Source organism: Mesorhizobium sp. M0991 (assembly GCF_040318915.1).
In the GTDB taxonomy this organism is placed as follows: Bacteria; Pseudomonadota; Alphaproteobacteria; order Rhizobiales; family Rhizobiaceae; genus Mesorhizobium.
Map to the genome: position 1 here is coordinate 1 of NZ_JAMYNE010000056.1, position 20,613 is coordinate 20,613.

Here is a 20,613-nt window from a genome sequence, read left to right on the forward strand (position 1 = left end):
TCGTTGCGACGATCGAACCCGGCGAATGCAAAAACTACTTCGCAAACGCCGGATACGCTTCCGTCAAAACGTGAAAGACTCTAGCGCCATCGGGAAGAGAGGCTGGCGATCCTTCGCGCCCCCCGTCTGTCCTGCCATCCTAGCTGTTCGAACGATGCGACGAAGCATGGGAACGCACCGGCTGGAATCCTTAAACAATTCTATACTCAATTGCATCAAATTTTATGTTTATTCTATTGGCGTTTTACTTAATGTCTACTTCGCGCTTTTGCGTCAAATAAATCCAGCCCTGTCATTGTCTCCTCAAACGGGGAGACTGAATAATGAACAGGATGAGGGGCAAGCTGTTGCTGGCGGCAATAGCGATGCAGCTTTTCGGCTGGGGGACTGCAAACGCGGCGGAGCCGGCCTTCATGCACACCGGCGGCCGCACCACACAGCCGGTCGGTCACTACGAATTGTGCCAGCAGCTTCCGCAGGAATGCAATCAGAGGACGCCTGGCCGGGCACCCGTCGAGCTCACCCGCAAGCTGTGGGCGATGATCGTCAAGGTCAATAATTCGGTCAACAGCAAGGTCGCGCCGCGCACCGACATGGAAATGTGGGGCAAGGAGGAAGTCTGGTCCTTTCCCAATAACGGCTTCGGCGACTGCGAGGACTATGCGCTGGAAAAGCGCCGCGAGCTGATGAGCATCGGCGTGCCGGCCGGCGATCTGCTGATGACGGTGGTGCGCCAGCGCAATGGCGACGGCCATGCGGTGCTGACCGTGCGCACTAGCCTTGGAGAGTTCATCCTCGACAATCTCCAGCCCAAGGTGCTGTCCTGGACCAATACCAGCTACACCTACCTGAAGCGCCAGTCCGAGCGGAATTCCGGCGCCTGGGTGACGATCAACGACGGCCGCTCCGACGCGGTCGCCAGCGTCCGCTGAGGACGCGACGCAAAACCCGGTCGAGTCCCCACCCTCCCCGTCCCCAACGACCGGGTTTAAGGAGCCGGCCCCGTCCCCGGGCCGGCTCCACCATTTCCGGCGGAACACATCTCGATACAGTTATCTCGGCTTTGCCTCCAACCGCGCTTCGTCATCCAAGCTGTCGCACGACCGTTTGTGCGATACCTAGCTGTCGTTCGCCGTCGAAACGCTGTTACTTGCCCCTGATACGGAACGCGTCGACAAAGGCGGAAAACGCCGGAGAGGGATGGCGTCGGCTTGGATAGTACAGGTGGTAACCCTGGAACGTCGGGCACCATTTGGTCAGGACTTCCTGGAGAAGGCCACTCTCAATGTGTAGAAGGACGAGTTCGCGCGGTAGATAGGCCAAGCCCACACCGTCAAGCGCGGCCTGGATCGCCGGCCCCATGTTGTTAAGCGTCAGTTGCCCCTCGACCCGAGCGCTGAACTCGCGCGCGCCTTCCCGCAATTCCCACGCATAGACCGATCCTGACGTCGGCAGCCTGTAGTTGATGCAGTTATGGTCGGTCAGCTGCTGCGGCGTCTCCGGCGGTGTCCGGTGGGCGAAGTAATGGGGTGAGCCGACCACAGTGTAGGTCACGTCCGCTCCGATGCGCACGGCTACCATGTCCCGGGCAATGGACTCGCCCAGCCGCACGCCGGCATCGAACTGGCGCTCGACGATGTTGGTGAAGGCGTTATCGACCACCAGCTCGACATTGATATCGGGGAAGTCGCTCAGGAACTTTGGCAGCCGGGCGCGGAAGACAATGTCGACCGAATCGTCGGTGCACACCAGGCGAATGTTGCCGGACGGCCTGTCGCGCAGGACGCCGAGAGCGCTGACCTCAGCCGCGATCCCTTCGAAATGCGGTTCGATGCCTTCCTTGAGGCGTTGACCGGCCGCCGTCGGGGCCACGTCGCGCGTGGTGCGAGACAGAAGACGAACGCCAAGCCGCGACTCCAGCGACTTGATGGTGTGGCTAAGAGCCGAAGGAGTGACGCCGAGCTTGGCGGCTGCTCGGGTGAAGCTCCGCGTCCGGGTGATCTCCAGGAACGCGCGCATTTCGGCGAACTCGTCGCGTGGCATTGATGAGCCTCATTCACAACCACATCAAAATTATACCCGCTAGTCGCATTTGACCAGCCCGACTACTTAGTTCGCGAACGGACAGGAGACTGCCTTATGACTTTTGAACTCGCGCTGGACGAGGCCGCCGCTGCTGACGGCGGGACGACCCCATGGTCTGCGGTGGTCTGCCTGTCGCTGCTGACCTTCCTTCTGGTCGGACTGGAGTTCCTGCCGGTCAGCCTGCTCACCCCGATCGCTCAGGATCTGGCCGTCTCAGAGGGTCAGGCAGGCCAGGCAATCGCGGTGTCCGGATTCTTCGCCGTGGTTACCAGCCTCTTCGGCAACTCGCTCTTGCGAAACGTCGATCGACGGACGGTGGTTCTGCTCTATACGGCAGTGCTGGCGGTATCGAGCCTGGCGGTGGCGCTTGCTCCCAACTTCCTGGTCTTCCTGGCCGGGCGGGCGTTGGTCGGCATCGCGATCGGCGGTTTCTGGTCACTGTCGACGGCCATTCTGGCCCGCCTGGCCGCGGGACCCGACCTGCCCAAGGCCATTGCCTTGCTCCAGGGTGGCACTGCCTTCGCATTGGTGATCGCCGCGCCTGTCGGCAGCTTCCTCGGATCGCTGATCGGATGGCGGGGGACCTTTTTCGTCACTGTCCCCATCGGCTTTGCGGCGCTCGTGTGGCAGTTGGCCGTTCTCCCGAAGATGCCACCGATGGAGGCCGCCTCGGTGTCGAGCATGTTCGGCCTGCTGCGGAATCGCAGATTCGCCATCGGCATGGGCGCGACCGGGCTCGCTTTCATCGGGCAGAACGCGCTCTCGATCTATCTGCGGCCGTTTCTGGAAAACGTGACGGGCCTTGAGGTGAACACCCTCTCAATGGCTCTATTGGGCGTCGGCCTCGGTGGCCTGGCGGGACTGTCGATCGTCGGCCTCATACTCCGGCGGCACCTCACAGCCGTGCTGATCGGGCTGCCGAGTGCAATCGCGGTCTTCGCTCTACTGCTGATTGCCTTTGGACCGTATGCACGCGCTACGGCCGGCCTGCTGGTTCTTTGGGGACTGTTCGCGACCCCGATCCCGGTGGCGTGGAACACCTGGATGACCACGCTCATCCCTGAAGACCTGGAGGCCGGGGGCGGACTCCAGGTCGCCCTGATCCAGTTCGCGATCGCGGGCGGCGCTATTGCAGGAGGCCTGCTGTTCGACGTGGCCGGCTGGTGGAGCGCCTTCCTTCTCGCCGCGGTCCTGCTCACGGGCTCGGCCTTGCTCGCCGCCTCGGCCGGCCCCCGCACCTGAACTCTTTCAATTCTTGTCTAGGAGAATCTCATGTCCGAAGGAATCGAGAACAAGGTCGTCGTCATCACCGGTGCCAGCAGTGGCCTCGGTGAAGCGACGGCACGCCATCTTGCCGCACGAGGCGCTTCCGTGGTGCTGGGTGCACGCCGGTCACACCGCATCGACGCCCTTGTCCAGGAACTGACCGCCGCTGGGCTCAAGGCCAAGGCCGTTACAACGGACGTCACCGACGCCGGCCAGGTCCAGAACCTGGTGAACACGGCGGTCCGGGAATTCGGCCGCATCGACGTGATGCTGAACAATGCGGGCCTCATGCCGTTAGCCCCGCTCGAACGGCTCAAGGTCGACGAATGGGACCGGATGATCGACGTCAACATCAAGGGCGTCCTTTACGGCATCGCGGCCGCGCTTCCGTACATGAAGGAGCAGCGATCGGGGCACATTATCAATGTCTCGTCCGTCTACGGCCATGTGGTCGACCCGGGTGCGGCAGTCTATTGCGCCACCAAGTTCGCCGTGCGTGCGCTGTCCGAGGGTCTGCGGAAAGAGGTGAAGCCCTACAATATCCGGACTACGGTGATCTCGCCGGGCGCTGTCAGCACAGAGTTGCTCGAGCATATCAGCGAGCAGGATATCCAACAGGGCACCAGGGACTTCGTGAGCAAGATCGCCGTGGGGCCAGATACGTTTGCCCGCACGGTCGCCTTCGCGATCAACGAGCCCGACGACGTCGATATCAACGAGATCTTGTTCCGGCCGACCGCCCAGCCGGTTTGACTTGGAGGGGCTATGCTTTCGGTATCCTAAGGCCCGGCTCCGTTATTTCATGGGCATCGCCGATTGTTCTTCCTTCAACCCCGCCCTGAACCGCCTGCCGTTTGCCACATAGTGCGCGGCCGAGGCGCGCAGCCTGGCGATTGCGGCCTCGTCGAGCATCCTGACGACGCGCGCGGGCGAGCCGACGATCAGCGAATTGTCGGGAAATTTCTTGCCTTCGGTGACCAGCGCACCGGCGCCGACCATCGAGTTGTTGCCGATCTTCGCGCCGTTCAGAACGATGGCGCCCATGCCGATCAGGCTGTTGTCGCCGATCGTGCAGCCATGCAGCAGGGCACGGTGGCCGATCGTGCAGCCTTGGCCGACGGTCAGCGGAAAGCCGGCGTCGGTGTGCATGATTGTGTGCTCCTGCACGTTTGTGTCGGCGCCGATGACGATCGGCTCGTCGTCGCCGCGGACGACGACGCTGAACCAGAAGCCGGCATTGCGGCCGATCCTGATATTGCCGATCAGAGTGGCGTCGGGCGCGATCCAGTTGCTGTCGGGGTCCTCGAAGGCGGGCGCTTTTCCGTCAATCGCGTAGATCGGCATTGCTGTCTCCAGATCGTCTCACACCGACAAGCTGCCAGACCCTAGAAGCGAAGCCGCCCAGGACGCAATGGCGATCACCACCATGCCCAGCGCCAGCGCCCAGATGGTTGCGGTACAGCCGCAGGAGATCAGCCCCAGCACCGAGATGCGACGCTCGCGCCAGGCGTCCAGCGCCTCGTTGACGAACATCAGCGGCCCGGCGCAAGCCGTCGCGGCGAGCGAGCGCAGCATGTGCTTCGACGATACATAGGGCTGGACGAAGGCAAGCCTACGGCCGGCGATCAGCTCCATCGCCGATCCGGCCAGGCCGCAAGCCGTCAGCCCAGCCATAAAACTGAAGATGATTTGTTCGACCAGGCCCATCTTTACCTTCCGTTTACCATGAAATCGCACAGTCGCCTGCAAAAGCTGCGAAGCAAGAGCCGTGCCGCGCCGAGATGTGCCGCCCAGGCACACCCGGCGGGACGGCAAACGAGGATCGCGATGAAGCAGGCAGCCGCCACAGAGGGCCCGCAACTCAGCGTCGTCGATTCGACGCTGATGAAGCGGGTGTTTTATGCGTTCGCGACGCTGGCGCTGCTTTCGGTGGCGATCAGCCTCGGCGGCAAATGGTTCGGCCGCTCGATCGCCATGGCCGGGTACACCGACGACACCACGGTCTACGAGGTCGTCATCGGCAACAACATCATCGCCGTGCCGGCCAATGTCATCCGCTTTGCCCAGGCCCGGCGCGACGGCATCGCCTCGCGGCTCGACCTCTACCTGCGCTATCCCGAGATGGACGGCTACAGCGAGGCTGCCCGCAACGACTTCAATCACACCGGACCCAGCAAGGACATCGTCTTCCTGTCGTTCGAGCCGCAGATGATGTCGCGCGACATGAGCGGCCGCTTCGCGCCGATTTACAGCGCGCTGATCGCCAAGCCGGGTACGCCCGGCCCTGGCGGCACCACGCTTTACGCCTTCAGCGAAAAATCAGGCTATCTCAACGAAGTGCTGGCGGTCGCCGACCGCCCCGGCAGGGATCCGTTCGTCGCCCGCTGCCTGAGCGGCCCGAGCGCGGACGAATCGCTGGCGCCCTGCGAGCGCGACATCCTGGTCGGCGACAATCTCAGCCTCACCTACCGCTTCCCCCGGGAATTCCTCGGCGACTGGCAGGCGCTCGACGCGGCGATTTCGGGCGAGGCAGCGCGTGTGCTGAAGACTGGGCGTTAGGGCTTGGTCCTTTGACCGGCCCTGAAGGGCTTTGGGCTGGAGCCCCGCCAATCGGGCTACCAATCTCCAGGGTTTGCGATTAGCTGTAGGCCCACCACGCCTTCGTCATCCTAGGGCGGAGCAGGAGCGAAGCGACGTCGCGGAGACCCTAGGATCCATGCCGTTACGCCAGTCGAAGAATGCAGCGGCTCAGAACGGTGCTTGCGTACGCAACAATGCCTACTACCCTTCAGCCATGACCGGCTATGCCTACATGACTGCAAGCCAGAAGCGCGGCACGATCTACATCGGTGTCACCAACGACCTCGGCCGCCGCATGCCGGAGCACAAATCTGGCGAAGGCTCGCGCTTCACCAGCCGCTACGGCGTACAGCGTCTGGTCTGGTACGAGGAACATTTCGACATTCGCAACGCCATCCAGCGCGAGAAGTCGCTGAAGCGCTGGCCACGCCGGTGGAAGATCGAGCTGATCGAGAAGACCAATCCGAGTGGTTCGAACTTTTTCGCGGGACTGGTTGGTAGAGGACGCTCAGCCGGTGCCAAGAAGCATTCGATTCTGGTCAGAACGGAGCACTGCCGCGAGGTAACGGCATGGATCCCAGGGTCTGCGCCGCGTCGCTTCGCTCGTTGCTCCGCCCTGGGATGACGAAGGGAGGGATGCTCCAGCCAGTCTCCGAGGTTTGCGCTCCGTCAGGCGGTCCCGCCTGCAACAAGCAGGTCCGGCCAGCTAAATTCCCGGCTCAGGCCAGATCGATGTCGAGGATCGCCATCGAGAAATTATAGTCGCCGTCGTCCTCGTCCTTGAAGACGATGCCGAGGAACTCGTCGCCGACATAGACCTCGGCCGAATCTTCCTTGCGCGGCCGCGCCTTCACTTCGAGTTTGGGGTTCTGGAAGGTGCGCTTGAAATAGGCGTCCAGCTTTCTGATTTCGTCCGGCTTCAACAGTCTTCTCCGATCGTCGCTTGCTCGTTTGAGCGCGCTTCTGACACGTCGACAATGACCATGTAAAGGCAAAGCCGACGAGAGAAGACGGGCAATCGCCTCAAGTCGGCGCCGCCCCTCATCGCCCTGCCGGGCACTTCTCCCCGTATAGTGACGGGGAGAAGGAACGCCTTCACAAAGGATTTCGCCAATCTCCAGCGTTGCTGAAAGGGCGCCGACGCTACGGTCAGCCCCTTCTCCCCGTCACTATACGGGGAGAAGATGCCGGCAGGCAGATGAGGGGCGGCGCCGACATCGTTGGTCCGACGCGACAAGCCCTTGCCCAAGCCCCTGCCCGAGCGCTCAGATGTCGAAGCTGACGACGTGGTCCATCGTCTGCGATGGCAACAGCTGGTCCATCTGCCGCGAAGGCTGGTCGCAGCCGGTCTCGCCGACGACGCGGGCCGGCACGCCGGCAACCGTCTTGTTGTGCGGCACCGGCGACAGCACCACCGAGCCGGCCGCGATCTTCGAGCAATGGCCGATCTCGATGTTGCCGAGGATCTTGGCGCCGGCGCCGATCAGCACGCCGTAGCGGATCTTGGGATGGCGGTCGCCGCCGGCCTTGCCGGTGCCGCCCAGCGTCACGCCGTGCAGGATCGACACGTCGTCCTCGATCACCGCCGTCTGGCCGACGACGAGGCCGGTGGCGTGGTCGAGGAAGATGCCCTTGCCGATGCGGGCGGCCGGGTTGATGTCGGTCTGGAACACCGAGGACGACCGGCTCTGCAGATACAGTGCGAAATCCTGGCGGCCCTGGTTCCACAGCCAATGCGCCAGCCGGTGCGTCTGGATGGCATGAAAACCCTTGAAGTAGAGCACCGGCATGATGAAGCGGTCGCAGGCCGGATCGCGGTCGTAATAGGCCTGGATGTCGACGCGCACCGTCGTCGACCAGTCCTTGTCGTCGGCCGCCATCGCCTTGAACGTCTGGCGAATGAGGTCGGAGCCGATGTCCTGGTGGGCGAGGCGCTCGGCCAGCCGGTGAATGACCGCTTCTTCCAGATTTTCCTGATTGAGGATGGTCGAATAGAGGAACGCCGCCAGCAGCGGATCGCGGTTGACCGCTTCCATCGCTTCGTCGCGGATCGAACGCCAGATCGGATCTACCGGCTGCACCCTGGTGGGACGGGAAATCGTAACGCTGTTCATCTGATGTCTCCGGCCATCCAATGTCTCGGCCATCCAATGTCTCGGTTGGCGGCTTGCCTATTCTCCGGCCGCACCTATAAGCCAGATCATAGCACGGGTGAACTCAATTTTCCTTAGTGCTTCGTCAAATGGATTTGGTTGGCGGAATTTCAAGCAGCCATGGAAAACGCAACCTTGATCGACGAGACGCTGAAGCGCGAGCTTTCCGCGCTCTATGAGGCCGAAGATCGCCACTACCACGACCTTGGCCACATCGAGGCGATGCTGGCGCTGGCCAATGATTACAAGGCGTTGCTGCATGATCCTGAAGCAGTCGAAGCAGCGATCTGGTTTCACGACGCGATCTACGACAGCCGCGCCAAGGACAACGAAGCCAAGAGCGCCGCCCTTGCCGAGAAAAAGCTCGCCGGCCGCACGGATGAGCAGCGCGTCGGCCGCATTACGGCGATGATCATCGCCACCGCCACGCATGAGTTGCCGCACTTTGGCGACGGCAATGCCGTCCGCGACGCAGCGCTGTTCCTCGACATGGACCTGGCGATCCTGGGTGCGACGCCTGACGCCTTCGATGCCTATGAACAGGCGGTTCGCCGTGAATATGGCTGGGTGGAAGAGCCGATGTGGCGTGCCGGCCGCAGTGCTGTTCTGAAGAGTTTCCTCGCCCGCCCGCATATCTTTCACACCGAGGAGTTCCGGCAGCGGTTCGAAGCACAGGCCAGGCAGAACATGGCGCGGTCGATCGAAGCGCTTGAGGCATGACTCGGACAGGTTCTAGTGGCAGGGTTCGACCCTTTGCGGACCCTCAAGGCTTGCGTGTTGCGCGCCCGCTATGTTTTCGCATGTTCCGGGCCGCACTGACCATTAGTATTACAACGGCCACGAACCAGAATGCCGAAATGACATAGGCGGTAGCTGTTGCGCCAACGCACTCGCTCTCGTCGATGAGGCAGCTTTGATTAACACCCCCACGAAGAACATATCCGCCCACAGCCAGAACAATCCCGGTCATGGAGAGGGCGATCCAGAGGGGAAGCCCAAACCGCAAACCAATAGCGGAGCCGACGATTAGGACCGCTGGCGCAATGAGGGTGATCAGTAGTGGGTCGAACGTCATGCCTTAACCCTAACGAAGCGAATATCAGCTTTCCACCCTGAGCGGTAGTTGAGTTTCTGGTACCATGCGTCAGGCTTTCACCACTAGCTGCCTGTTGCGATCGCGCCCGACAGCGCGCTTTCCCAATGGTGGCAATGCACCTGTCGCCAGTTCACAGCGGATTTTCGGCATAAAACTCCAACACACGCTGCTTGAAGGTCTTGTCGCCGACGGCCAGCATATGGTCGCGGCCCTCGATGTGAAAAGCCCTGGCGTTGGGCATCAAGGCGGCAAGCTCATCCGGCGAGCCACCGATGTCGTCCTTGGTGCCGACGGCGATCAGCGTCGGCTGGGCAATGCGGGCAATGTCGGCCTCGCTCAGCAATTCGCGCGAGGTGGCGATGCAGGCGGCGAGCGCCCGGCGATCGCTGCGGGTCTGGTCGGCGAAGGCACGGAACGAGCGGCCGCGCGGGTCGCTGGTGCCTGCCGGGTCCTCGGCCAGAAGGGCGTCGGCTATCGGATCCCAGTCGCCGACGCCGTCGACCATGCCGATGCCGAGACCGCCGAAGACCAGCGTCGCCACCTTGTCCGGGTCGGAGAGCGCCAGGAACGCCGATATGCGCGCGCCCATCGAGTAACCCATGACATGGGCGCGTTCGATGCCGAGATGGTTCAAAAGCGCTGCCGCGTCGGACGCCATTTTTGCCGGCGTGTAGTCCGCTTCGTCATAGCTTTTCGACGACGAGCCATGGCCGCGATTGTCAAAGGCGATCGCGCGGTAGCCGGCGTCGTTCAGCGTCTTGAACCAGCCGGGCGACACCCAGTTGACGTAATGGCTCGAGGCAAAGCCGTGGATCATCAGCACCGGATCGCCCTGCCCCGATGCCGGCTGGCGGTCAAGGAAAGCAAGGTCGAAACCGTCATGGGAGAAGAACTGCATCGGCCGAAGATCCTGCCCGTTCAGTCGGAATCGACATTCGGCGCATCGCCCTTGTGGAGCGGCGGCACGGCCGGCCCGGGCGCCGTGCCGATGGCAGGATGGCGCAGCAGGTCGCCGTCCTTAAGGCCCTTTTTGGCGGCGGTGCCTGCCTTGAGCTCGAGTACGAAGCGCACTGGCTCGTCCGGCGAGATGATCGCCTCCGACTGCGGCTCGCCTTGCCTGATCGCCCGGATCCGGCCGTCCTGGCCGACGAAGATCAGGTCGAGCGGCAACGGCGTGTTCTTCATCCAGAAGCTCACATCCTGCGGCATACCAAACACGAACAGCATGCCGTGATTGTCCGCCATGTGGCGGCGGAACATCAGGCCGGCCTCGCGCTCGGCGGGCGTGTCGGCAATTTCGACGGAAAAAGAACGCTCGCCGGCCTTCGTCACCGCGACAAGCGGCGCCGGGTCGATGGGAAGGATCATCGCCTTGCCGTCGGCCGAACTCGGTTGCTGAAAATAGAAGAACGCACTTGTGGCGACGATGAGGAAAATCCCGGCGCAGAGCGCGCCCGCCGTCAGCCGGTTCCTGTGAGCCATATGAAATCCTCGGCCGGAACTAATGCGAGACCGGCAAGGTACCCATATCGGGATGAATTTCGGCAGCCATAAGGCCTTTGTCGCCGCGTCCGAAGCGGACCAGCACCACCTGGCCCGGCCGGAGTTCGGTGATGCCGTAGCGGCGCAGCGTCTCCATGTGGACGAAAATGTCCTCGGTGCCCTCGCCCCGGGTCAGAAAGCCGAACCCCTTGGTGCGGTTGAACCATTTCACCAGCGCCCGTTCGAGGCCGCTTTCCGGCGTTACCGCGACATGGGTGCGCTGCTCCTGCATCTCCGCCGGATGCACCGCCGTGGAGACATCCATCGAGAGCACGCGGAAGGCCTGCAGCCCGCGCTCGCCCTGCTTGACCAGGCAGACGACGCGGGCGCCTTCCAGGGCGGTCTGAAAACCGTCCTTTCGAAGGCACGTCACATGGAGGAGGATGTCGCCCGAAGAACCATCATCGGGAAGGATGAAACCGTAGCCCTTGGCCACGTCGAACCATTTGATGGCGCCGGCGATTTCGACGAGATCGGCCGTATCGGCGCTCTCATCCCGCTTCAACGCATCGTTACCGGCCCCGTCCCGCCCCATGAAAGAGGCCTTTTCCCCCATAAGAACGCCCCCTTTTTTCAAGAAACACTGCAACTGATTCTTGGTATCAGATTAACACCGCGGCTTCCGGTGTGTGCAAGACCTGACGTGCCTTTTTTCACGGTTCCGTACAGGAATAGCGGATTTGCCGTTTGCCGGCGCCGGCAAGCGTGGCCAATTGCCCTTTGGCCGGGCCGCCCCTATGTTGCGCCGCAACGCAACATAAGGAGGAAATCATGCGCTATCTGCACACCATGGTCCGCGTCGCCGACATCGATGCCTCGCTCGATTTCTACTGCAACAAGCTTGGCCTCAAGGAAGTGCGCCGCCATGAAAACGAGCAAGGCCGCTACACGCTGATCTTCCTCGCCGCGCCTGAAGACGAGCGAAGCGGCATCTCCGAGAAGGCGCCGCTGGTCGAGCTGACCTACAATTGGGATCCGGAAGACTACAAGGGCGGCCGCAATTTCGGCCATCTCGCCTATGAGGTCGACGACATCTACGCCACCTGCCAGCGGCTGATGGACAATGGCGTTACCATTAACCGGCCGCCGCGCGACGGCAACATGGCGTTCGTCAAATCGCCGGACGGCATCTCGATCGAGCTGTTGCAGAAAGGTCCGGCAAAGCCGAAGGCCGAGCCGTGGGCGTCGATGCCGAACACGGGCAGCTGGTAGCCGATCACGCCATTTTGAACGGACGTAGGAGGGCCCTGGTTCGGTTTTCGCGTCCGCATTCCCAGGGAGAATTCATTCATGCCGAGCAGCCATGTCGACGTCGCCACCGAACATGCCAGCCGCTATCTGCAGCAGCTGTGCTAACATTGGGCGCACAAGTTTCCCGTCGAATTCGACCCGAACCACGGCACCATCGATCTGACACTCGGCCGCACGGTTCTCGATGCCGACCCGGCAGCGCTGCACATTGCAGTGACGACCGATGAAGCCGGCTCGCTCGAGCGCCTGGAAACGGTCGTCGCCGAGCACATCAAGCGCTTCGCCTTCCGTGAAGAGCTGGCATTCGACTGGAAACGCGCTCCGGCCGCGTAGAAGACCTATCAACGGCCGGCGTTGGCCATCTCCAGCAGCATCAGCACGGTGCGCCAGTTTCGCGCCGTGCCGGGCACCTTCAGAACGCGCGGAATGAGATTGGCAAAGACCGATTTGCCGAGCCCGTCGGGCGCATGCAGGTAGAGCACGTCGCCCCTGATCTCGAAGCGTTCAGGCCCGGTGCATTTTTCCGCCAGCCGGGCGATCTCTTCGGCGGTCGGCTGGTGCTCCAGCGCATAGGCGTGCAGCTTGGTCGGCTCGCCGGCCACTTCCGGATAGGGATTGTCCGCCGCCAGCCGCTCGAGCCAGCCGAGATCGCGCACCATGATGCGCGAATGGAACCCCCATTTCTTCTCGAATTCCGCTTCGAGCTGCCTGGTCAGCGTGACTGCATCGCCTTCTGGCGACCGGAAGACGGCGTTGCCGCTCTGCACATAGGTGGCGACATCGGAGAAGCCGAGCTGCTCGAAGAATGACCTGAGTTCCGCCATTTTGACGATGCGGTTGCCGCCGACATTGATGCCGGAGAACAGCGCGATAAAAACCTTCGCCGGAGTGTTCGGAAGATCGTTGCTGCTCATATGATGAACCCGGCGAGCGTCTCGTTGTCGGTGATGTCCTGGTAATGGACGCTCTCGGCATCGAAATTCGCCTTGAGCAGGTCGAAGTTGCGGCGGTCCTTGGTTTCGATGCCGATCAGCACCGAACCGAAATTGCGCGCCGATTTCTTCAGATATTCGAAGCGGGCGATGTCGTCGTCAGGGCCAAGCAATTCGAGGAAATCGCGCAACGCGCCGGGCCGCTGCGGAAAGCGGATGATGAAGTATTTCTTCAAGCCCTCGAAGCGCAGCGCCCGTTCCTTCACATCCGGCAGCCGCTCGAAATCGAAATTGCCGCCGGACACCACAGCAACGATGGTCTTGCCCCTGATTTCCTTCCTGGAAAAATCCTTGAGTGCATCGATCGCCAGCGCGCCCGCCGGCTCGAGCACGACGCCTTCGACATTGAGCATTTCGATCATGGTTGCGCAGAGCCGGTTTTCCGGGATCAGCCGCACGGTGTCGGCGGCAAATTCCCTGAGGTGGCGCAGCGGCTCGCGGCCGATCTCGGCCACCGCTGCGCCGTCGACGAAATTGTCGACCTTGGCGAGCTTGATCCGCTTTCCGGCGGCAAGGCTCTCGCTCAGGCTCGGGGCGCCGGCCGGCTCGCAAAAGACGAAACGTGTCTCGCGGTGCTGGTCGGCGAAATAATGGGTGACGCCAGCGGCCAGGCCACCGCCGCCGACCGGCAGCATGACGATATCAGCCATGCGCGCGCCGGGCATCTGGCCTGATATCTCGTAGGCGACGGTCGCCTGCCCTTCGATGATGTCCTTGTGGTCGAAAGGCGGCACCATGTGTGCGCCGGCAGTTTCGGTGAATTCGAGTGCCGCGTGGTAGCAGTCGTCGAAGAAATCGCCGACCAGCCTGATCTCGACGAATTCGCCGCCGAACAGCCGCGTCTTGTCGATCTTCTGCTGCGGCGTCGTCACCGGCATGAAGACAACGCCCTTTTTGCCGAAATGGCGGCAGACGAAGGCAAAGCCCTGCGCGTGATTGCCGGCCGAAGCGCAGACGAACAGCTCGGCAGCGTTGCCGGCGGCGAGCGTCTTGCGGAAGAAGTTGAAGGCGCCGCGGATCTTGTAGGAGCGCACCGGCGTCAGGTCCTCGCGCTTCAGAAGCACCCGCGCGCCGGTCTTCTTCGACAGATAGTCGTTTTCCTGCAGCGGCGTTTCCGGAAAGATCTCGCGGATCGCGGCAGCGGCGGCAGCGACGCGAGAGGAGAAACTGGTCATGGCAAGAGCACCCCACAGGCTAGCCGAATTCGGTCCCGCTATTGCATATCCGGCCTCGCGAAGCCATTGTCCGGCCACCCCGAAAGGGTGTTCCCAAAACTTCGTTGGCCGCTAGGAGCGCCTGTTCATGCCTGTCGCATCGGTGGCCCAGAAAACCGTGTCGCTGCCGGAGTTCGGCGAGCCGACGGTGATGCCGCTGGTTACGCGCGCCACCTATGAGGCCCGCATCGCGGCACTAGTCGCGCGCGGCGGATTCGATGCCTTCGTCGTCTATGGCGACCGCGAACATGCGGCCAATGTCGCCTATCTCTGCGGCTACGATCCGCGCTTCGAGGAGACGCTGCTGGTCATCGTTCCCGGCAAGTCGCCGAAACTGCTGGTCGGCAATGAGGGCTGGGGCTATGCCGAGATCTGCGACGGGCCGTATGAGCGCGTGCTCTACCAGACGTTTTCGCTGCCGGCGCAGCCGCGCGACCGCTCGCAAGCGCTGGCCGACATCCTCGTCGATTGCGGCCTGAAGGCCGGCCAGCGCATCGGCGCCATCGGCTGGAAGCCGTTCGGCTCCGGCGATGCCGGTTTTGGCGAAACGACGCTCGACCTGCCGTCCTTCATCGCCGACACTTTGCGCAGCCTTGCCGGCGATAGGGGCGTGATCGTCAACGCGGCGAACCTTTTGATGAACCCTGCCGACGGCCTGCGCGCCATCAACGAGGCCGACCAGCTGGCCGCGTTCGAATTCGCCGCGACCTATTCCTCGCAAGGCCTGCGCAATGTGCTGCAAAGCATCGAACCCGGAATGACCGAATTGCAGGCGGCGCGGCTGATGGGCATCAACGGCCTGCCGCAATGCTGCCACCCGATGCTGTCGGCCGGCAGGCGCGCGGCCTATGGCTTGCCAAGCCCGCGCCTCGAAATCATCAAGCGCGGCGACCCGATCACCATGGCCTACGGCATCCGGGGCTCGCTCAACGCCCGCGCCGGTTTTCTGGTCGAGGACGCGGCCGAGCTTCCAAGGGGCATCCAGGACTATGTCGAGAGACTGGTCGCGCCCTATTTCTGCGCCGTCGTCGACTGGTACGAGACGGTCGGCATCGGTGTTCCCGGCGGCGCGTTGTGGCAAGCGGTGCACGACCGCATCGGCGATCCGTTCTTCGGCGTATCGCTCAATCCCGGCCATCTCATCCATATCGACGAATGGATGCATTCGCCGGTATTTTCCGGCTCCGACATCAGATTGAAGTCGGGCATGGCCTTGCAGGTCGACATCATTCCGGCGACCGGCACCGATTACTTCACCACCAACATCGAGGACGGCATCGCGCTGGCCGACGAGGCGCTGCGCGAAGAGATCGCCGCGCGCTATCCCGAAGCCTGGCGCCGCATCGAGGCGCGCCGCGCCTTCATGACCGACGTGCTCGGCATAAGGCTGAAGCCGGAAGTGCTGCCGTTTTCCAACATCCCGGCCTTCCTGCCGCCGTTCTGGCTTTCGCGCAACACTGCGATGGCCGTCGCTAGGCGCTGAGCGCATTTCGGCGCCTGCGACTTACTTCTGCCGCACTTCGCCTGTCCGGGAGGTGCGGCGGAGGTGGATGGGCCTTTGGTTAGGCCGGAGTGGAATTGCTTAAGTGCCCTTGAAGACGATTTGCATCATTGTTCTTGCCGCGCTGCTCGCCGGCTGCGGCGGCCGCCAAACCGAGGAACTGCTCGGCAGCGCCATGATGGCGGTGCCGGTGACGGAAATCGCCGGCAATCACTCGATCTTCATCGCCACCACGCGCAAGCGCTCCGACGACCCCAACAAGGTCTTCGACGGCGAGCGCTCGGCGACGCTGAACTATGCCCGCGTCAACGTCACCGTCCCCGGCATCCACAAGACAGGCCAGATCGAGCGCCGCTCGCGCGGCAAGTCGGACGATCCGGCCAAATACTTCATGGCTTCCGAGGTCGTCGGCTACGACACCCAGCCGAAATTCTCCAGTGCGCTCAGTGCCGACATCGCGGCGCGCGGCGGCCGCGTCATGGTCTTCGTCCACGGCTACAACACCGGCTTCGACGACGCGGTCTACCGCGTCACCCAGATCACCCATGATTCCGGCTATCCGGGCACACCGGTGCTGTTTTCCTGGGCGTCGGGCGCCAAGACCACTGACTACGTCTACGACAAGGAAAGCGCCAGCGTTGCCCGCGACCAGCTCGAAGTGACGCTGAGAATGCTGGCGCAGACCGGCGCGCGGCGCATCGACATCGTCGCCCATTCGCTGGGGACCTGGGTCACCATGGAGGCGCTGCGCCAACTCGCCATCACCGGCGACCGCGATCTCGGCGGCAAGCTCGGCGACGTCGTGCTGGCCTCGCCCGACATCGACGTCGACGTGTTCAAGAGCCAGATGCGCCGCTACGGCAAGCCGGACAAGCCGTTCATCCTGCTGCTCTCCGACGACGACCGGGCGCTGCGGCTCTCCGGCCTGATCGCCGGCGCACGGCCGCGCGTCGGCGACTACAAGAACGCCGCGGACCTCGCCAGCTATGGCGTGTCGGTCGTCGATCTCTCCAGCGTCAAGGGAACCGACCGCTTCAACCACACCAAATTCGCCGACAATCCGGAATTGGTGCAGTTGATCGGCCAGAAGCTGCGCGAGGATGACGGGTTTGCCAGCGACCGCGAGGTGACAGACCGCATCGCCTCGGTCGGACAATAGCTGCATTGCGCAGCAGTCATTGTTGACCCTTGCCGCACCATCGGAACAGTTTGAACTGGACCGTACCGGCCTCTGCCTCTATCGAATAGGCCAAGACGTCTCCGGCTCGACGTCGCCTTTGCGGGAGCCCGCGTGATCGTGCCTTCGAAGATCTTTCTCGTCGTTGCGTTCGCGCTCGCGCTGGCAGGCTGCGCCGGCCAGAACACGCACGACTTGCTCAACAAGACGACGATCACCGTGCCTGCTTCGGATATCGCGGCGACGCACAAGATCTTCGTCGCTACAACCCGGCAAAGGGCAACGAAGGAGCCCCGGCAGGTGTTCGACGGCGACCGTTCGCCGACCACCAGCTTTGCCAGCGTCGAGGTGACGGTGCCCAAAATCCACCAGCTCGGCGCCATCGAGCGGGTCAAGGGCTCGGCCAACAGCAATCCGGCGAAGGATTTCACGGCGACCGGCGTCACCTTCTACGAAGGCGCGCCGCAATTCGCCAAGGCGGTCGGCGCCGACATCGCGATGCGCGGCGACCGCGCGCTGGTTTTCGTGCACGGCTTCAACAACGGCTTCGACGACGGCATCTACCGGCTGACGCAGATCGCGCACGACACCAAATACCCGGGAACGCCGGTGCTGTTTTCTTGGGCGTCGAGCGGCAAGACCACCGGCTACATCTACGACAAGGAAAGCGCCAATGCGGCGCGCGACGATCTCGAAGCGACGCTGCGCATGCTCGCCAAGAGCCGCGCCAAGAGCATCGATATCATCGCCCACTCGATGGGAACCTGGGTGACCATGGAAGCATTGCGCCAGCTTGCCATCACCGGCGAGCGCGACCTCGGCGGCAAGCTCGGCTATGTCATCCTTGCCTCGCCCGACATCGACGTCGACGTGTTCAAGAAGCAGATGATCCGCTACGGCAAGCCAGACAAGCCGTTCGCCGTGCTGCTTTCGGGCGACGACCGGGCGCTCAGGCTGTCGACCCTGATCTCCGGCGACAAGCCGCGCGTCGGCGACTATGGCGACGCGGCCGACCTCGCCAGCTATGGCGTCTCGGTGGTCGACCTGACCAAGACCAAGGGCGTCGACCGGCTGAACCACGCCAAATTCGCCGACAACCCGTTCCTGGTGCAGCTGCTCGGCGACCGCCTGCGCGCCCCGGCGGGCCTCGCCTCCGAAGAGACCGCGCCGGCCCAGCTCGACAATCTCGGCCAGGGCCTTGGCAAGGCCGTCGGCTCGGTCGCCGAAATCGTCATCACCACGCCGTTCAAGGTGCTGACCATCGCCACCGGCGGGTGAAGCCGCCGCCGACGCTGGCGATTAAGCATAAGCCTTCGTCATCCCAGGGCGGAGCGAACGCGAAGCGGAGCGCAGACCCTGGGATCCATGCCATTACACCTGCCGAAGATTGCTGCGGTCGGAATAGCTTGTATCAGCAACAGCGCGTTGCCCTTCGCACGTCATCATCGCTGGAATGTCTGCCGGTGCCACAAGGCGCTCGAATTCTGGTCCGCTTTCGTGTGCCACAGATGTAACGGCATGGATCCCAGGGTCTCCGCGACGTCGCTTCGCTCCTGCTCCGCCCTGGGATGACGAAGCGAGGGATGTTTCGGCTAATCTTCAGAGTACGCGATTTGCCCCTGAAAGGGATCGCGGGAAGCTGAGAAATTGCGACTTGTCGAGCCAGCATTTCGACGGCGCTAAACGAACAGATCGACCTTCTGAAAAGTCGTCACGTCGATCAGGCCGACATCGGAAATCCGCAGCTCCGGGATGACGACCAGCGCCAGCAGCGAGTGCTGCATATAGGCGTTGTTGAGCGAGCAGCCCATCTGGCGCATGGCGTCGCTGAGTTGGTCCGCCTTTGCGGCGACGATTTCCGCCCGCTCGTCCGACATCAGCCCGGCGATCGGCATTTCGACCAGCGCCAGCTCCTTGCCCTTGGAGAACAGCACGACGCCGCCGCCGACCTCGCCCAGCCGGTTCACGGCCAGAGCCATGTCCTGCTTGTTGGTGCCGACGACGATGATGTGATGGGCATCGTGCGCCACGCTGGAGGCCATGGCGCAGTCGCCGATATAGCCGAAGCCGGAGACGAAGGCGTTGGTGACGCCGCCGGTGCCCTTGTGACGCTCGACCAGTGCGATCTGACAAACGTCGTTGCGGCGGTCCATGGCGACCAGCCCGTCCTCGACCGCAAGATCGGCCTCGAGCGCCCGCGTCGGCGCCTGGTTCTCGATGACGCCGATGACGCGCACCCGGACCTCGTTGGCGCCCATGGGTGCCGCGATGTCGAAATCGCCTGCCTTGAGTTTCTTGCCGAGCTTGACGGTGTTCTTCGCCGTCTTTGGATAATCATAGGCCGGAATGTCGATTTCGAGCTTGCCGCCCTTGGCCAGCCTGACCCCGCGGCCATAGACCTCGTCGATGGTCATTTCGGCCAGGTCGGAGACGATCAGCAGATCGGCGAGCCGACCCGGCGCGATCGAGCCGATCTCGCGCTCCAGCCGGAAATGCTGGGCGGTGTTGAGCGTCGCCATCTGGATCGCGGTCACCGGCTTCAAGCCCTGGCTGATGGCGTGGCGCACGACCCGGTCCATGTGGCCTTCATGCACCAGCGTGCCGGAATGGCTGTCGTCGGTGCACAGGATGAAGTTGCGCGGGTCGAGCCCGCTCTCGGTCACCGCCTTGATCTGCGAGGCCACGTCGTACCAGGCCGAGCCCAGCCGCAGCATCGCCTTCATGCCTTGGCGGACGCGGGCGATGGCGTCCTCGGCGCGCGTGCCTTCGTGGTCGTCCTCCGGGCCGCCGGCGACGTAGCCGTGGAACGGCAGGCCGAGATCGCGCGAGGCATAGTGCCCGCCGACGGTCTTGCCGGCCCTCACCGTCGCGGCGATCTCGCCCGACATCACCGGATCATTGGCGGCGACGCCGGGAAAATTCATCACCTCGCCGAGCCCGATAATGTTCTCCCAGGTCATCGCCTCGGCAACATCGGCGACGGTCAGCTCGGCGCCGGCATGCTCCAGCCCCGGGGCGGAGGGCACGCAGGACGGCATCTGCACGAGCACGTTGACCGGCATGGCGACCGCCTCGTCATGCATCAGCCGGACACCCGGCAGGCCGAGCACGTTGGCGATCTCATGCGGGTCGATGAACATCGATGTGGTGCCATGGGGAATCACCGCGCGGCAGAATTCCGTCACTGTCACCATGCCGCTCTCGACATGCATATGCGCGTCGCAAAGCCCCGGCACCAAATAGCGGCCGCCGGCATCGACCACCTTGGTGCCCTGGCCGATGGCGTGGCCGGCATTCGGCCCGCAATAGGCAAAGCGGCCGCCGGCGATGACGACGTCGGTGCCGGCGATGATCTCGCCCGAATGAACGTTGACCCAGCGCCCGTTGCGGATGACGAGATCGGCGGGCTTGCGGCCCATGGCGACATCGACCAGATGCGTCGCCATTTCGGCCCAGGGTTTTGGTTTCGTCGCATTGGCGGTCTTCGGCATGGACAAGCTCCTCTTTGCCCGACTGTGCCAAGCCGCGAGGATTTTGACCAGCGAGGAAGCGAGGGTCGACGGCGAAACTGCCGATCTCCCCCCCAAAGGGGACCCAAGTGGAGGAGATGTCGCCGAAGGCGACAGAGGGGGTCGCGCGCCGACCTCTCAAGACCTGGGTTCCTCGCCCACCGCGATGCGGGGGAGAGGTGGCCGCGAAGCGGCCGGAGAGGGGGCCTTTCGTAGGGCGCAGTCCCCCTCTCCGTGGGGGGGGGGG

Annotated in this window: 21 protein-coding genes and 1 pseudogene; 11 read left to right on the top strand and 11 right to left on the bottom strand. The window is 63.2% G+C overall.

The window, feature by feature from the left end:
- The first annotated feature begins 332 nt into the window (after window positions 1-332).
- Window positions 333-932: a transglutaminase-like cysteine peptidase gene (locus tag NKH70_RS33855; protein WP_352720823.1), complete on the top strand. Its 600-nt coding sequence runs from the start codon at window positions 333-335 to the stop codon at window positions 930-932.
- Window positions 933-1,146: 214 nt separating this feature from the next.
- Here NKH70_RS33855 and NKH70_RS33860 read toward each other — a convergent pair whose 3' ends face one another.
- Window positions 1,147-2,043: a LysR family transcriptional regulator gene (locus NKH70_RS33860; protein WP_352720737.1), complete on the bottom strand. Its 897-nt coding sequence runs from the start codon at window positions 2,041-2,043 to the stop codon at window positions 1,147-1,149.
- A gap of 96 nt (window positions 2,044-2,139) precedes the next feature.
- On the opposite strand from NKH70_RS33860, the gene NKH70_RS33865 reads away from it, so the two are divergent.
- The gene (locus NKH70_RS33865; protein ID WP_352979177.1) at window positions 2,140-3,327 is read left to right on the top strand and encodes an MFS transporter; all 1,188 of its coding nucleotides are present in this window, start codon (window positions 2,140-2,142) and stop codon (window positions 3,325-3,327) included.
- A 30-nt stretch (window positions 3,328-3,357) separates the two neighbouring features.
- A complete protein-coding gene (locus tag NKH70_RS33870; RefSeq protein WP_352915909.1) occupies window positions 3,358-4,104 on the top strand; it encodes an SDR family oxidoreductase in 747 nt (248 codons plus the stop codon).
- 42 nt (window positions 4,105-4,146) lie between these two features.
- Here NKH70_RS33870 and NKH70_RS33875 read toward each other — a convergent pair whose 3' ends face one another.
- Window positions 4,147-4,695 carry a gamma carbonic anhydrase family protein gene (locus tag NKH70_RS33875; RefSeq protein ID WP_352720730.1) on the bottom strand — a complete coding sequence of 183 codons (549 nt, stop codon included), beginning with the start codon at window positions 4,693-4,695 and terminating at the stop codon, window positions 4,147-4,149.
- An 18-nt stretch (window positions 4,696-4,713) separates the two neighbouring features.
- A complete protein-coding gene (locus NKH70_RS33880; protein WP_353027313.1) occupies window positions 4,714-5,058 on the bottom strand; it encodes a DUF6949 family protein in 345 nt (114 codons plus the stop codon).
- 120 nt (window positions 5,059-5,178) lie between these two features.
- Here NKH70_RS33880 and NKH70_RS33885 point away from each other — a divergent pair, with 120 nt between their 5' ends.
- Window positions 5,179-5,910, top strand: coding sequence for a hypothetical protein (locus NKH70_RS33885; protein ID WP_352720726.1), 732 nt, complete (start codon window positions 5,179-5,181; stop codon window positions 5,908-5,910).
- A gap of 157 nt (window positions 5,911-6,067) precedes the next feature.
- Window positions 6,068-6,556 carry a GIY-YIG nuclease family protein gene (locus tag NKH70_RS35960; protein ID WP_502908455.1) on the top strand — a complete coding sequence of 163 codons (489 nt, stop codon included), beginning with the start codon at window positions 6,068-6,070 and terminating at the stop codon, window positions 6,554-6,556.
- A 94-nt stretch (window positions 6,557-6,650) separates the two neighbouring features.
- Here the strand turns inward: NKH70_RS35960 and NKH70_RS33895 are convergent, their stop codons facing one another.
- The gene (locus tag NKH70_RS33895) at window positions 6,651-6,854 is read right to left on the bottom strand and encodes a DUF3126 family protein (protein ID WP_023674799.1); all 204 of its coding nucleotides are present in this window, start codon (window positions 6,852-6,854) and stop codon (window positions 6,651-6,653) included.
- Window positions 6,855-7,196: 342 nt separating this feature from the next.
- The gene (gene cysE, locus NKH70_RS33900) at window positions 7,197-8,045 is read right to left on the bottom strand and encodes a serine O-acetyltransferase (protein WP_023717455.1); all 849 of its coding nucleotides are present in this window, start codon (window positions 8,043-8,045) and stop codon (window positions 7,197-7,199) included.
- 159 nt (window positions 8,046-8,204) lie between these two features.
- On the opposite strand from cysE, the gene NKH70_RS33905 reads away from it, so the two are divergent.
- A complete protein-coding gene (locus NKH70_RS33905) occupies window positions 8,205-8,804 on the top strand; it encodes an HD domain-containing protein (protein ID WP_352720724.1) in 600 nt (199 codons plus the stop codon).
- A 506-nt stretch (window positions 8,805-9,310) separates the two neighbouring features.
- Here the strand turns inward: NKH70_RS33905 and NKH70_RS33910 are convergent.
- Genes NKH70_RS33910 through NKH70_RS33920 form a run of 3 tightly spaced genes read right to left on the bottom strand, consistent with a single transcriptional unit; the run spans window position 9,311 to window position 11,278 of the window.
- Window positions 9,311-10,078 carry an alpha/beta fold hydrolase gene (locus NKH70_RS33910; protein ID WP_352720722.1) on the bottom strand — a complete coding sequence of 256 codons (768 nt, stop codon included), beginning with the start codon at window positions 10,076-10,078 and terminating at the stop codon, window positions 9,311-9,313.
- A gap of 20 nt (window positions 10,079-10,098) precedes the next feature.
- The gene (locus NKH70_RS33915; protein WP_352720720.1) at window positions 10,099-10,662 is read right to left on the bottom strand and encodes a DUF192 domain-containing protein; all 564 of its coding nucleotides are present in this window, start codon (window positions 10,660-10,662) and stop codon (window positions 10,099-10,101) included.
- Window positions 10,663-10,681: 19 nt separating this feature from the next.
- Window positions 10,682-11,278 carry a cold-shock protein gene (locus NKH70_RS33920; RefSeq protein ID WP_502903730.1) on the bottom strand — a complete coding sequence of 199 codons (597 nt, stop codon included), beginning with the start codon at window positions 11,276-11,278 and terminating at the stop codon, window positions 10,682-10,684.
- A 215-nt stretch (window positions 11,279-11,493) separates the two neighbouring features.
- On the opposite strand from NKH70_RS33920, the gene gloA reads away from it, so the two are divergent.
- On the top strand, window positions 11,494-11,934 hold the full coding sequence (gene gloA / locus NKH70_RS33925; protein WP_352720717.1) for a lactoylglutathione lyase: 441 nt from the start codon (window positions 11,494-11,496) through the stop codon (window positions 11,932-11,934).
- Window positions 11,935-12,012: 78 nt separating this feature from the next.
- Window positions 12,013-12,306, top strand: a pseudogene (locus NKH70_RS33930) (DUF2218 domain-containing protein).
- An 8-nt stretch (window positions 12,307-12,314) separates the two neighbouring features.
- Here the strand turns inward: NKH70_RS33930 and NKH70_RS33935 are convergent.
- Window positions 12,315-12,887 carry a DUF1697 domain-containing protein gene (locus NKH70_RS33935; protein ID WP_352720714.1) on the bottom strand — a complete coding sequence of 191 codons (573 nt, stop codon included), beginning with the start codon at window positions 12,885-12,887 and terminating at the stop codon, window positions 12,315-12,317.
- A complete protein-coding gene (gene ilvA / locus NKH70_RS33940; RefSeq protein WP_352720712.1) occupies window positions 12,884-14,140 on the bottom strand; it encodes a threonine ammonia-lyase IlvA in 1,257 nt (418 codons plus the stop codon). The genes NKH70_RS33935 and ilvA overlap by 4 nt, the downstream gene beginning before the upstream one ends.
- 127 nt (window positions 14,141-14,267) lie before the next feature.
- Here ilvA and NKH70_RS33945 point away from each other — a divergent pair, with 127 nt between their 5' ends.
- The 3 genes from NKH70_RS33945 to NKH70_RS33955 all read left to right on the top strand — a co-directional run bounded on the left by NKH70_RS33945 (window position 14,268) and on the right by NKH70_RS33955 (window position 18,135).
- Complete coding sequence (locus tag NKH70_RS33945) at window positions 14,268-15,662, top strand: hypothetical protein (protein WP_352720710.1); 1,395 nt, start codon at window positions 14,268-14,270, stop codon at window positions 15,660-15,662.
- 103 nt (window positions 15,663-15,765) lie between these two features.
- The gene (locus NKH70_RS33950; RefSeq protein ID WP_352451120.1) at window positions 15,766-16,839 is read left to right on the top strand and encodes an alpha/beta hydrolase; all 1,074 of its coding nucleotides are present in this window, start codon (window positions 15,766-15,768) and stop codon (window positions 16,837-16,839) included.
- Window positions 16,840-16,971: 132 nt separating this feature from the next.
- Window positions 16,972-18,135 carry an alpha/beta hydrolase gene (locus tag NKH70_RS33955; RefSeq protein WP_353027314.1) on the top strand — a complete coding sequence of 388 codons (1,164 nt, stop codon included), beginning with the start codon at window positions 16,972-16,974 and terminating at the stop codon, window positions 18,133-18,135.
- A 401-nt stretch (window positions 18,136-18,536) separates the two neighbouring features.
- On the opposite strand, the gene ade is transcribed toward NKH70_RS33955, so the two are convergent.
- Complete coding sequence (ade, locus tag NKH70_RS33960) at window positions 18,537-20,348, bottom strand: adenine deaminase (protein ID WP_353027315.1); 1,812 nt, start codon at window positions 20,346-20,348, stop codon at window positions 18,537-18,539.
- Between the last annotated feature and the right edge of the window lie 265 nt (window positions 20,349-20,613).